Here is a 12,575-nt window from a genome sequence, read left to right on the forward strand (position 1 = left end):
TCTGTGTGATGTCGATGTAGGTTTCACCTTCTACTCAACACAAAAATAAAACTTTGAAGATTAAATATCCGCGAGCTCTGAAGAGCTCGCCACTAAAGCTATTAATAATGTGTAAAGCGGACAGGCAGTGCCCTATTTATGCAACTTTAAATTTCTTTGCCTTTGTACTAACCACTTATCCAAATGATTAGCGAATTGCTGCCTATCAGCTTGACTTAAAGGAGCTGGTCCACCTGTCTGTACGCCGCTACTGCGCATGGTTTCCATAAAATCGCGAATACTAAGGCGAGACTTAATATTTTCTTTCGTAAATAGCTCGCCACGAGAACTCAATGCATGTCCACCCTTGGTTATGATCTCATCGGCTAAAGGGATATCACTGGTGATCACCAAATCATCTTTCTCGCAGCGCTTCACTATTTCATTATCTGCTACATCAAAGCCAGGCTGAACTTGCAGCATGGTCACTTTTGGTGATGCTGGAGTGCGAATAAACTGGTTTGCCACCAACGTCACTTCGACCCCTGTTCGCTCAGATGCACGAAATAATACATCACGAATCACAACTGGACACGCGTCAGCATCTACCCATATTTTCATTACTTATTCTTCCCAATACTACAATTGCCTCCATTAAACCGCAAAAGTCATGCTCTTGGTAGGGCTACCTTTATTAATAGGGGCATAAAACAATCTATAAACACGATGAATGAAATTGAGGTAACAAAACCCTAGGTCCGCTGCTTAAACGAAAAATCGTAATACACTATCCACTAACTATGCACTTGTTACCATGGTAATATACAGACGTGTTAATCTAAGACACAAAGTTATTAGCTGGCAGAACCCAACAAAATTGACATTTAAGTCAATACAAAGAGTAATCCACATTCAAAACTGAGCTCCAGAGTCATACGTACAGTAATAATTCATAAAGCTAACTCTAAACACCGACTGCATTAAAATTAAACATTTATGAATTATAATTCAATATAGATCATTTAAAGAAAAAGTATACACAAAATGAATAATATGAAGATAATGTCGCCATTTTGAGCTAAAACGTCTTTTTGTGTAAAGTAAGGATTAAATCTATCAGCAAAATCATCAAAAAATGTTAGCCATTAGTTAAATTTTATGCGATTTAAGTGATGTGTATCACATCTACAAATCTAACAATAAATTTTACGTTCGTATTTTTCTCTTCGCCTGATACCCTCCGAGCACCTTGAAGTGAACTCAAGGTGAATAACTATAAGGAGTGTTCACGATGAATACCAAGAAACCTATGTCGCTCACCAGCCGTGTTATCTTAGGTATGGTAGCGGGTATCTTGACAGGATTTGCCATTCGCAGCCTTTTCGCCGACAACGGATTTGTCGACACATACATAGTCAATGGATTGTTTGACGTTGGTGGCCAAATTTTTGTCGCCAGCTTAAAAATGCTTGTTGTACCGCTAGTCTTTGTTTCACTGGTCTGTGGTACAAGCTCACTTAAAGATCTTTCGACCTTGGGCCGAATGGGTGGTAAAACGCTCGCTTTTTATATTGCGACGACAACTATTGCTATCACTTTTGCTCTTGTTATGGGAAGTGTTTTCCAGCCGGGCGCAGGAGCTGACCTCACTGCTGCCAGTTCGTTTAAGTCAGCCGAAGCACCTTCTTTGGGACAAGTTATTATCAACATGTTCCCGACTAACCCTATTAGCTCTATGGCTGAAGGTAAAACTCTGCAGGTGATCGTATTTGCAGTACTGTTTGGTATTGCAATCAGTGCCGCAGGAAAACCTGGTGAAAGAATCGCATCCGTATTTGCCGATTTAAACGAAGTCATTATGAAGCTTGTCGCACTACTGATGAATCTTGCTCCATACGGTGTCTTCTTCCTAATGGCTAAACTGTTTACTGGTTTGGGGTTAAGCGCCATAACAAACCTTGCCGAATATTTCTTGGTTCTTGCCGGCACCCTAGTTCTTCATGGACTAGTTACCTACAGCTTGATGCTAAAAGGCTTTACTGCCCTAAGTCCTATTACCTTCTTGAAGAAAATGGAAGATGCGATTATGTTTGCTTTTTCGACTGCTTCTTCAAATGCAACCATCCCTGTGTCTATGGAAACAGCGAAAAATCGTATGGGCGTGGATAACCGCATTTCCTCTTTCACTATCCCTCTTGGAGCGACAGTGAACATGGACGGTACGGCGATCATGCAGGGTGTAGCAACAGCATTTATTGCTCAAGCGTTTAATATTGACCTCACCATGGGTGACTACCTAATGGTTATCCTAACCGCTACTCTCGCTTCTATTGGCACTGCGGGCGTACCTGGAGTCGGCCTAGTTATGCTTGCTATGGTACTTAACCAAGTTGGCCTGCCTTTAGAGGGTATAGCGTTAATTATGGGTGTTGACCGATTGCTTGATATGATCAGAACTGCAGTTAATATCACAGGTGATAACGCAGTTACCGTCATCGTTGCTAAGTCGGAAGGCGCACTCGATGAAGAACGCTTTAACAACCCACTAGCAGGTGAAAAAGAAGAACAAGTGAATCTAAAACACTCAGAAGCATAGAGAAACCATCCTAATGACCATTAATACTTAATGATTTCATAGGTTTCATAAGTAAAGCGTCAAGCCCCGAAACACATGTTTCGGGGCTTTTTGATCACAGAATCCAAAACCAAGCAACACATACTTTGCAAATAACCCCAAACATGTCTTTAATTTTATGAGGTTAGCAACACTGATTGAGTGACTAACATCACCTCATAGAATTGGTAATCAAAGAATAATTTCAAGCGGATCGATACTTTTTCTAGTGGCTTTCGATACGTTTTTTCCAGTTAACTGACACGCTTTTAGTCCGTATTTATTTGCGGTAAGACATTATCAGATTTGGAACACATTCATGACTCAGCCTAAAGCCAAGAAGCAAACTTTTTCGATCCGCGTAACCATTGGATCTCTACTATTGCTGGTCACCGCTCTTACCGCAACACTAGCACTGTCCATTCATTATCACTTTATCTATCAAACGTTAGAAGAGCATCAACTCAAAGAGTCTTCCACCGTTGCCGAGAATGTCAGTGACACCATGAAAGAAACTGACACCCGTATGCGAAACATTGCGTTCACACTTGCACAAGTCATCGATCCGCTCAACAAGAATCAGCAGTGGTTACCTGCTTTTCTTGCAACATTAGAGGCAACTCCTGAGCTTTATAGTGTCTTTTTTGGTACAAAAGATGATGACTTTTACCAAATCATCAATCTTGATGTCGAACAGACATTACGAAAAAGTATGGACGCACAACCTGACGACAGATGGGTAATGGTTAATGTTAAACAAACAGAAGGCGGGCAACGAAAGAAAACGGTTTCTTTCGTCAGTCAGGATCTTAAGGTACGCAAAGCCGAAGAAACGTTAAGTGGCTATTTCCCTTCACTGCGACCTTGGTATAGAAAGGCTCATGCCCAAGCGGACAAAGTCATTAAAACCGAGCCCTATATTTTTAGCCAAGTGGCTATGTCCGGACAAACTTACGCCACTCAAAATACCTCAGGCACAGCAGTAATAGGAATCGATGTATTACTCTCAACCCTTTCCACCATACTTAACCAAACATTTGAAGAGCAGCTAAGCGAAGCCTATGTTTTTCGTCAGACAGGTGAACTTCTCGCCGATACTCACCCGACTCCTCAAGAGAAACCTTTACCTACTTTGCCTCTTTTATCGATGACAGAACAAGAAAAAGCTCTGATTGAAAGTTTAGGCCCTTTGCGTGTTTCCAATCAAAGAAATTGGGCGCCCATTGACTATAGTGTACTCGGAGAGCCAATAGGCTATGCCATTGATATGGTTAAAATGATAGGCCAGATGACAGGTATACAATGGGCATTTAGTAACGGGCTCGATTGGAGTGAACTTGTTAGCCAATTCAATAACGATAAGCTCGATGCTTTACATTCTCTTCAATACCACAAAGATGGCTATGCTAAAGGGGTATTTAGTGACCCGATTTTTTCTCTACCCTTTGGTATTTTAGTTGCGGACAATTTAGGACAAGTTAACGATCTCAAAGCATTTAATGGCGATAGGTTAGCCATTTTGTCGGGCTGGTCTATTATCCCAAGCCTCAAAAAGAATTACCCCGAAATAGAAATCATCAAAGTCAGCGACTCATTTGAGGGCTTGACCCTTTTAAAAACAGGAAAAATAAAAGGTTTTATTGACACTAGTGCCATTCTCAAGCACGCAGTACATCAATATTTCACTGATGGAGTGACTGTCATCGAAGACATCGCTCCGTTCAATCAGGGTTTTGAAACCGAGTTTCACATAGCACTCAATCAAGGCTACGCCAATTTATTACCCATAATTAATCGTGCTATCAAACAAATTAACGATACACAAAAAGAGTTTCTCCTCGCCAAATGGCTCGGTGACTCCTCTGCAACAAAACATAGAGTCATTCCTCATGCTGCCTTTTACGATCTAATGGCATCGCCATCACAACATGGCAGCTTAATCAGTACCACCACAAAAGCAGGAAATACCTATGTTTATCTGCAACCAGTAGGTTCTTCCTCTCCCAGTGAATTCTTGGCCATAACGCTACCCGTTTCCGTTCTTCACAGCCAAGTCGTACGTCAGGTTTTGTACGCCACGGGGATATCTGCATTAATCATGCTACCTATGTTATGGCTCGCGTGGCTATCTGGTACTCCTGTGATTCAGGCGATCCGGTCACTCAAAAAAGAAACACAAAAGATACAAAATCGTAACTACAATCAGGTTCAACCTGTCAAAAGTAGAATTAGAGAAATTTCACAGCTATCTGATTCTGTCGTAGAAATGGCTAATCAATTACAAGCTCATGAAAAACAACAGGAGGCCTTACTTGACTCTATTGTTCAGCTTATTGCAAGAGCAATCGATGATAAATCTCCCTATACCGCAGGCCATTGCAACCGAGTTCCAGTCATTGCAATGATGCTTGCAGAAGCCGCAGAAACCTCAACAGAACAACCCTTTAGTGACTTTCGTTTTAACAATGAGCGCGAAAAACGAGAATTTCAAATGGCGGCATGGCTGCATGACTGCGGTAAGATAACCGTACCAGAATATATTGTCGATAAAGGCACAAAACTTGAGGCCAACTACAACCGTTTACATGAAATACGTATGCGCTTTGAGGTTTTGTGGCGAGATATTACCATTAAGGGCTATATGAAAAGAGCTAGTGGTGAAGATGAAAACCAAGTTCTCTCATGGATTAAGGAACAACAAGTCAGGCTTCAAGAGGAATTTACTTTTGTCGCATCACTAAATACAGGCGATCGCCCCGTAACGGATGAAGACATCATCAAACTCAAAAAAATTGGGGCCCAAACTTGGTGTCGTCAATTTGATGATACTATCGGCCTCTCTCCTGTCGAAAAAGACCGCCTATCTGAATCCTCTATAATGCAAACATTACTCAAAGATTTACCAGAGCACAAAATACCCCGCTTTCACCCTCCTTGTTACGATTATGGTATTAAGATGCAAGCACCTGAATATTTGAGTGACCATGGCGAAATCTATAATTTATCAATTCAAAGAGGAACGTTAACCAAAGAAGATCGCTACCGAATCAATGAACATATGGTAAGCGGAATTAAAATGCTAGAAAGTCTGCCTTTCCCTGATGACCTAAAGCAAGTACCCAGACTTGCAACAACACATCATGAAACACTGGCAGGTAAAGGTTATCCTCGTCAGCTGGACGAAGATGAACTCTCGGTAAAAGAAAGAATTCTTGCAATTGCAGACATATTTGAGGCCCTGACAGCCGCCGACCGCCCTTATAAAAAAGCCTTCACACTCAGTAAAGCCATCGCTATCATGGAAGAGATGGTCACCAACAAACATATCGATGGCGACCTTTTCACTCTGTTCATAGAACAAAATTTGCACATATCTTACGCAGAGCGCTTTTTAGATCGCAGCCAAATTGACGTTGAGAATCGTACATAACGCCAATCTCATTCATTTTTCAACGAAGTATTATACATGTAAGACCAACTATTACTGCTCTACTAAGGCTGCTTGTTTTCCATGTCGGACACTCGCTCATCGAGCTCTTTTATCGATTCTAAGAGAATTGCCACCATTCCTCTATAATCTACCTGCATATATCCAGATTCAGAATGTGTATAAATGAGCTCAGGGTACAATCGCTCAACCTCCTGGGCAATCAAACCTATTTCAGTTCTTTCATTTTTATCAATGTAGTTATAACGATAACCATTCATCTCTCTCAATGCATCCAGCGTATTGGTAACGCGCTGCACATTTTCTTTTAGGTTCGCATCGCTAAAGCGAAGAAAAACATGGTCAATCAGGGTGTGGTAGGAACGTTTTCCCGGCGCAAAATACGAACGCTGACCATCAGAAACATAAAAAACTTTCCAGATCGAAAAGTTCCCTTCCGCCGGCTGGGGCACACTACCTTGAGGGCAGAAACCATCAAGAGATTTGTATGTGCTCTCTGAAATGGGTACAAATTTGAAATAGCTGTTTTCCCAAGGCTGCTCTTGGGTCATCACTGGCCAGTCAAACACCTGTTTATTCTCCGACCAGTCCCACTCATCTTCTTGTTGATCATAACAAAAGATACTAAATTCTTGTGCCACGCTCATTAGCGGGAAAAAAGCCAAACTTAAGGACAGAAAAACACCACTTTGCTTCATTATATGTCACTCTTTATGTTTAAAAATTGGCTAGAGTATCTTTTAGCAACAAAAATGAAACAAGTTGAATACATAAAAACTCCACCTTAGCTCAAATATTAAACAGATTTTATGCTTTAAAATAAATCAAACAAAACAACCCAAGATCTTAGGTTGTTTATAATTAAGTCAGATTGAACCTAACTCACATACCCATCTTAAAAAGCACTCTAGAATAATGGCACTGTTATTAGTAACGTCTTTCAAGGAGTGAAATAATGACGATGCGATGGCCAGCCTTAATCGCCCTTTTGTTATTTCCTATTAGCTCTTTTTCCGCCATCAATACCCAAGAAACGCTACCATTGACTCAATCATTTATTGGTTACGCTGCCTTGGCGATTTTTGTTGGAGCTTATACTTTGGTCATGCTCGAAGAGCACCTTTCTTTAAGAAAGTCCAAACCCGTTTTATTGGCGGCTGGTCTTATATGGGCGCTGATTGGCTATGTCTACTCGCAGCAAGGGCAAATACACATTGCTCAATCTGCACTCGAACATAACCTTTTAGAATATGCAGAATTACTGCTATTTTTGCTCGTCGCAATGACCTATATAAGTGCGATGGAAGAAAGACGACTATTCGATGCACTGCAAGCATGGATGGTTGGTAAAGGCTTTAACTATAAGTCACTGTTCTGGCTTACTGGGATATTGGCTTTCTTTATTTCTCCGATTGCAGACAACTTAACTACCGCATTACTTATGTGTGCTGTAGTGATGAAAGTAGGAGCAGGGAATAACAAGTTCATTAACATCGCCTGTATCAATATCGTTGTAGCGGCAAATGCTGGAGGAGCCTTTAGTCCATTTGGTGACATCACAACATTAATGGTCTGGCAAGCAGGCTATGTCTCATTTTCTGAGTTTATGCCGCTCTTTCTTCCCTCGGTTGCCAATTATTTGGTACCGGCGGCAATAATGTCACTGTTTGTGCCCAAAACAAAGCCAGATGTCATCCATCAACATGTTGAACTTAAACGCGGCGCTCGCCGGATTGTCGTATTATTCATCATTACGATTGCCACTGCCGTTGCGTTTCATGCTGCTCTGCACTTCCCACCTGTCATAGGTATGATGATGGGCCTCGCCTACTTACAGTTTTTCGGTTTTTTCCTGCGCAAAACACTCAAATCATCACTGCAAAGAAAGGCTGCTATCGCTATTGCTAACCGTGACGATAATGCGTTAAAGCGTCTTGGCTCAGTCGTTCCATTCGATGTATTCCGGCGAGTCTCTCATGCAGAGTGGGATACGCTTTTATTTTTTTATGGGGTAGTAATGTGTGTTGGCGGCTTGAGTCTTTTAGGTTACTTAGGGCTCGTCTCTGAGATCATGTATTCTCAATGGAATCCTATTTCAGCCAATATTATGGTCGGGATACTGTCAGCAATCATCGATAATATTCCCGTTATGTTCGCGGTCCTTACCATGGAGCCTTCCATGTCAATGGGAAATTGGTTGTTGGTCACGTTGACCGCAGGTGTTGGAGGAAGTTTACTGTCAATCGGATCAGCGGCTGGCGTAGCTCTCATGGGCGCCGCGCATGGTAAATATACCTTTTTCGGCCACCTAAAATGGGCGCCTGTCATTGCTATGGGATACGCCGCGAGTATAGGGCTTCACCTCATACTTAATGCTTCTTTGTTCTGACCTCTCGATATAAAGCTCCTAGGGCAGACGTCGGCTACTCTGGGAGATACAGGTTTGTTACTCAAGCCTGCGTTGCCAAACACTCGATAACTGATATTTTGCGCAAATACTGCAAGTTAGAGCTTCATTGTCACCGTGGATGCGCATCACTATATCTTCTCTTTTCTCTAAAGAGCTGTTTCTCATTGTGATAATTAAATAATTATCCTCAACTTTGAATGACTTGATGACATCTGGAGCGCCAACTTTGCTGATGGTAACTTTTGCATCTTTGAACAAAAGTAAATCTTGGGTATATAAGTTTTCATAGACCCCTTCAAAGTCATAAGTTGGCTTATTTATCATTCTATTTAAATTATCTTCAAAGCATCCCTGTAACATCAAAGTGAATATTACAAAAATACCCCTATATTTTAACCGCATTAATCAGGTTCCCAATGCTCTAGTTTTAGTAATGCTGCTTTTCTGTCTAACCCACCCGCATATCCTGTAAGCTTACCTTTTTTACCAATAACTCGATGGCAAGGTACTATCACTGAAATAGGGTTTTTTCCATTTGCCAATCCAACCGCTCTCACTGCTTTCGGATTCCCTATGGCTTCTGCTAGCTGCTGATAACTCCATGTTTCTCCGTAAGGAATTGTCTTTAATGCTTGCCATACTTGTTGCTGGAACTCAGTACCTTTAGCAGCCAGTGGCAATTGAAACATTTCTCTACGATGTGAAAAATATTCCTGTAACTGGTTGATTGTTAAAATAAGTATAGGATGCTTTGGAGCTTTTTTACCTAAGTCTTGCGGTTGTGTGGTCTGAGTCTCAAACCAAGCTCCCATTAAGCCATCGTCATTCGCTTGAATAGTCATCTTACCTAATGGCGAATTAAAGGTGGTATAACAGATATTCATACATGGCTCCAACAATGAAAAGTGGCATAGCTCCCCCATGGAGAAACACTTTCAGAATTCAGTTCAGGAAACTGCTTCAGGACTTTTTTCACAACTAAATCTCCTTGCAGAAAACAGTTAGCTTCAGATGTACCTCTCAATTTTGCATAATTGACAGTCCATGGGCCGATACCTTTAATATCTAACCATTTGTCACACTGCCCTTCAGGGTATTCTTGCACATATTCAGCAAAACTGAGTAACGTTTGCTTTCGGCTTTCTGGCATACGTAAAAAAGAGAGATCGGCTTGACTAACCTCTTGTGGTGTCGGAAATTGAGTTACTTTTTCGCTTCGCAATTCATGTATCAATAAATTAAGCTGTGTGATGGCAGCTTTTACCGACACTTGCTGACCTAATATGGCTCGCACACCCGCTTCCCAAGTATCCCAAACCCCAGGAATGCGTATACCGCTTCGTTTGATTAACTTGGGATTCAGTCTTTGCAAAACATTTTCAATTGTTAAGATATCACTATCCAGATCGAACATCCTACGCAGTTTATTAACCAAAGCTCTTAGCTGAAAGTGATCAGAGAGTTCAAACTCTACTCGTAATACTCCAGGTCGAATAGGGTAAATCATAAACGTGCCTGATGCTCCATTAATCACAAAGTTTCTTTGATAGCTCTTATCACTGACATATTCCAGCCCCTCAATCGCTCTTAAACGGTAAAACTGCAACATATATTCCCAGTCCAACGGTCCTTTGAATGCAAGATCAATGTAATTTTTATTATTCTGGGTTACCTCCCCCTGCTTACGCACTTGCGTGGGGGTCAACCTCATAACCTGCTTAAATGCATCATTAAAGCGGCGAACGCTGGTAAAACCACTTGCAAAAGCAATGTCGGTAACTGACATCGAGCTAGAGTGTAGTAATTGCTTGGCAAACATCAGTTGATGGTACAAAGCATACTGCTTGGGAGGCATGCCGAGGTAGCGTTGGAATAGATGACGTAGGTATCTGTCACTTATACCCAATCGTTGAGATAGATCATTGAGACTATATGACTGAAGTTCTCCTTTTTCTATGAGTTTAACTGCACGTAAAAATGTCGTTTCGACACCTTTCCAAGCCCATGAGTTGGGTGCGCTATCAGGTCGACACCGCAAGCATGGTCTATATCCGGCTTTTAAAGCCTGAGCCTTATCAAAGAAATAGGTCACATTCTCTTCTTTGGGCAAATTTGCCGGACAAATCGGGCGGCAGAAGATACCTGTTGTTTTCACCGCAATATAAAAGCGTCCATCAAAACGTGCATCTCTGGCTTGACGAGCTTTTTGACACTCATGTAACGGGATTGTCGGAATTCTTTCCATGGCATTTTTATCTTTTGAATTCTTGAGTAAAGTCTATCTTTGCGGAGCCGAAATACTAGCCATTTTCGGAAACGAATCGAATTTGCTATCAGTTGAAACTCATCTAGAGTTACAATGAAGAAGAATAAAATATATAAAAAAGGAAGTTGGCTATGAACTTACATACATGCACTATTGTGCTCACTAATAATCACAAACTCACGTATCACAATGTTGAAAAAAGCCTAGAGATGATAGAAGAACACGGCACCTCTGGAATTAGCAACATATTGATTGATGCTGTTGATGGAAAAACGATACGTTCGTACTATCACCTATCGGTAGAAGAGTCGATCGAAAGTTTGATGGATTTATAGTAAATCTAGAAATTAAATTAGGCCTGCTTTGCTGGGCCTAACTTTAGGTTTTTCTGGACTAAATAAAGATGTTAGAAGTGCTTAAGCATCCATACATCACAGCCACCATGTATGGTACCCACTAGTGGAGAGGAAAGGTGCTTGAAACCAAGATTCTCATATAACTTAATTGCCTGCGACATACTCGACAGAGTATCTAAGTAGCATTTCTCAAACCCTTGCTGCTCAGCAAAATCAAGACATTGTTGAGTTAACTGCTTTCCAAGCCCTAGTCCTCGACCTTCCTTTAGCAAGAAAAGCTTTTTGAGTTCACATACTCTTCCATCATCGGAAAATGGAGAGATACCACATCCTCCGACGATTCTGCCATTAAGTAGAGCGACCAAATACAAAGAATTCTGCTCAGGCAGATAATACTGACTCATACTCTCTACTTCAGCGTCCGATGGGCCAAACCCCTCTCCCACCGCGCCATATTCTTCACCAACCCGTTTAATGATCTCGCATATTGCTGCGTCATGGGCTGGGATTATTGGAACAATTTCAAGGCATCGCTCACTCATGATACTTCCTAACATCACTACTATGGAGAGAAAAAATAATATAGATATCTTTTTATATCAATAAGATAAAACCAAACGGATAACAAGAAATTATACGGTCAACAAAGACAATGATTAGTCAAACGACAGAATATAAGATGGGTAAGGACTAAAAAGGACTCGACGCAAAGCCTGTCATGACACTGAGCTCCATCGACTTACCCAGTTTTGTCATCGGATGTACCAGCACTAAACCTTTAACTGATTTTTTTAATTTTCCAATATCGGCTTGCTCTGACTTGGTGATTTCACGAGAAAAGCCCATGGCTTTTAGCTTCTTGCGCTCTTTATTCAAGTCATAGGATTGCTTACTTTTGATAGTGTGAACTTTCTTTGCGAGTTTATCGACTTCATCAGTAAACTTGGTGATCATTTCTTGATCGCCACGAGCCTTAGCAGCATCTAGCTTACGATTATACTTGTCGAGGCGATTGTTAAGGTTTTGCAGCTCTTGCTTAGTGCTCATTAGGTCATGCTCTGAAAATCAAAAAGACCCAACACTCTACCATAAATAAGAACTTTTGTATTGCCGAAAAACCTAGACCTAAACTTTGGCGACCACTGTCAGCATTCGATAGATATAAACTTGACAGAATACTTATGGCTATTTTTCAGTACAACTCAACTCATCAGTCCAGTGAAAAATACAAGAAATCTCGATAAACTACCTACAGCCCTTAACCAGTTAACATACTGACAAAAATGATAAACAAGGCCCTTCTTCTGTAAAAATATACTCTCCAGTATTCTGGCTTCCTAACCCATAAGAAACTATTTTATCAATAAAGCATACCTACTCTTACATATTGTCTAATCTTAAAGGAGTAAATAGTTGAACCTTTTCTCGTCTGTGAAACGCTGAGACCATGGAACTGCGTTCGGCAAATTATAACTTGGCACTAACACTGGCGCCCTATGAAC

11 protein-coding genes are annotated in these 12,575 nt (G+C 41.1%); 4 read left to right on the plus strand and 7 right to left on the minus strand.

The genetic code is table 11. The features are described 5' to 3' along the window. Positions 1–132: 132 nt before the first annotated feature. On the minus strand, positions 133–600 hold the full coding sequence (locus DPF90_RS02100; protein ID WP_114784159.1) for a YaiI/YqxD family protein: 468 nt from the start codon (positions 598–600) through the stop codon (positions 133–135). A 670-nt stretch (positions 601–1,270) separates the two neighbouring features. Here DPF90_RS02100 and DPF90_RS02105 point away from each other — a divergent pair. Together DPF90_RS02105 and DPF90_RS02110 are read left to right on the plus strand one after the other, a co-directional pair. Next, entirely contained in the window at positions 1,271–2,575 is a 1,305-nt protein-coding gene (locus DPF90_RS02105; RefSeq protein WP_114784161.1) for a dicarboxylate/amino acid:cation symporter, read from the plus strand. A 337-nt stretch (positions 2,576–2,912) separates the two neighbouring features. Continuing rightward, entirely contained in the window at positions 2,913–6,023 is a 3,111-nt protein-coding gene (locus DPF90_RS02110; protein WP_114784163.1) for an HD domain-containing phosphohydrolase, read from the plus strand. A gap of 62 nt (positions 6,024–6,085) precedes the next feature. On the opposite strand, the gene DPF90_RS02115 is transcribed toward DPF90_RS02110, so the two are convergent. After that, positions 6,086–6,739 (minus strand): tail fiber domain-containing protein, encoded by a 654-nt coding sequence (locus tag DPF90_RS02115; RefSeq protein ID WP_114784165.1) that lies wholly within the window; start codon positions 6,737–6,739, stop codon positions 6,086–6,088. Between the two features lie 257 nt (positions 6,740–6,996). On the opposite strand from DPF90_RS02115, the gene nhaD reads away from it, so the two are divergent. Beyond that, positions 6,997–8,430, plus strand: coding sequence for a sodium:proton antiporter NhaD (gene nhaD, locus DPF90_RS02120; protein WP_114784167.1), 1,434 nt, complete (start codon positions 6,997–6,999; stop codon positions 8,428–8,430). Between the two features lie 57 nt (positions 8,431–8,487). On the opposite strand, the gene DPF90_RS02125 is transcribed toward nhaD, so the two are convergent. From DPF90_RS02125 to DPF90_RS02135, 3 genes are all read right to left on the minus strand, one after another. Then, positions 8,488–8,775 carry a hypothetical protein gene (locus DPF90_RS02125; RefSeq protein ID WP_338062851.1) on the minus strand — a complete coding sequence of 96 codons (288 nt, stop codon included), beginning with the start codon at positions 8,773–8,775 and terminating at the stop codon, positions 8,488–8,490. Between the two features lie 77 nt (positions 8,776–8,852). Further along, positions 8,853–9,335 (minus strand): methylated-DNA--[protein]-cysteine S-methyltransferase, encoded by a 483-nt coding sequence (locus DPF90_RS02130; RefSeq protein ID WP_114784171.1) that lies wholly within the window; start codon positions 9,333–9,335, stop codon positions 8,853–8,855. Further along, the gene (locus DPF90_RS02135) at positions 9,332–10,696 is read right to left on the minus strand and encodes a DNA-3-methyladenine glycosylase 2 family protein (protein WP_114784173.1); all 1,365 of its coding nucleotides are present in this window, start codon (positions 10,694–10,696) and stop codon (positions 9,332–9,334) included. The genes DPF90_RS02130 and DPF90_RS02135 overlap by 4 nt, the downstream gene beginning before the upstream one ends. 152 nt (positions 10,697–10,848) lie before the next feature. On the opposite strand from DPF90_RS02135, the gene DPF90_RS02140 reads away from it, so the two are divergent. After that, on the plus strand, positions 10,849–11,052 hold the full coding sequence (locus DPF90_RS02140) for a hypothetical protein (protein WP_114784175.1): 204 nt from the start codon (positions 10,849–10,851) through the stop codon (positions 11,050–11,052). 71 nt (positions 11,053–11,123) lie between these two features. Here the strand turns inward: DPF90_RS02140 and DPF90_RS02145 are convergent, their stop codons facing one another. Together DPF90_RS02145 and DPF90_RS02150 are read right to left on the minus strand one after the other, a co-directional pair. After that, a complete protein-coding gene (locus DPF90_RS02145; RefSeq protein ID WP_114784177.1) occupies positions 11,124–11,615 on the minus strand; it encodes a GNAT family N-acetyltransferase in 492 nt (163 codons plus the stop codon). A 148-nt stretch (positions 11,616–11,763) separates the two neighbouring features. Continuing rightward, positions 11,764–12,120 carry a YibL family ribosome-associated protein gene (locus tag DPF90_RS02150; RefSeq protein WP_114784179.1) on the minus strand — a complete coding sequence of 119 codons (357 nt, stop codon included), beginning with the start codon at positions 12,118–12,120 and terminating at the stop codon, positions 11,764–11,766. Positions 12,121–12,575: the final 455 nt, after the last annotated feature.

It is taken from the genome of Vibrio tetraodonis (assembly GCF_003350295.1).
Lineage (GTDB): Bacteria > Pseudomonadota > Gammaproteobacteria > Enterobacterales > Vibrionaceae > Vibrio > Vibrio tetraodonis.

Coding starts and splice junctions, on each gene's coding strand:
- DPF90_RS02100 (WP_114784159.1), bottom strand. CDS start 600: ATGAAAATATGGGTAGATGCTGACGCGTGTCCAGTTGTGATTCGTGAT.
- DPF90_RS02105 (WP_114784161.1), top strand. CDS start 1,271: ATGAATACCAAGAAACCTATGTCGCTCACCAGCCGTGTTATCTTAGGT.
- DPF90_RS02110 (WP_114784163.1), top strand. CDS start 2,913: ATGACTCAGCCTAAAGCCAAGAAGCAAACTTTTTCGATCCGCGTAACC.
- DPF90_RS02115 (WP_114784165.1), bottom strand. CDS start 6,739: ATGAAGCAAAGTGGTGTTTTTCTGTCCTTAAGTTTGGCTTTTTTCCCG.
- nhaD (WP_114784167.1), top strand. CDS start 6,997: ATGACGATGCGATGGCCAGCCTTAATCGCCCTTTTGTTATTTCCTATT.
- DPF90_RS02125 (WP_338062851.1), bottom strand. CDS start 8,775: ATGATAAATAAGCCAACTTATGACTTTGAAGGGGTCTATGAAAACTTA.
- DPF90_RS02130 (WP_114784171.1), bottom strand. CDS start 9,335: ATGAATATCTGTTATACCACCTTTAATTCGCCATTAGGTAAGATGACT.
- DPF90_RS02135 (WP_114784173.1), bottom strand. CDS start 10,696: ATGGAAAGAATTCCGACAATCCCGTTACATGAGTGTCAAAAAGCTCGT.
- DPF90_RS02140 (WP_114784175.1), top strand. CDS start 10,849: ATGAACTTACATACATGCACTATTGTGCTCACTAATAATCACAAACTC.
- DPF90_RS02145 (WP_114784177.1), bottom strand. CDS start 11,615: ATGAGTGAGCGATGCCTTGAAATTGTTCCAATAATCCCAGCCCATGAC.
- DPF90_RS02150 (WP_114784179.1), bottom strand. CDS start 12,120: ATGAGCACTAAGCAAGAGCTGCAAAACCTTAACAATCGCCTCGACAAG.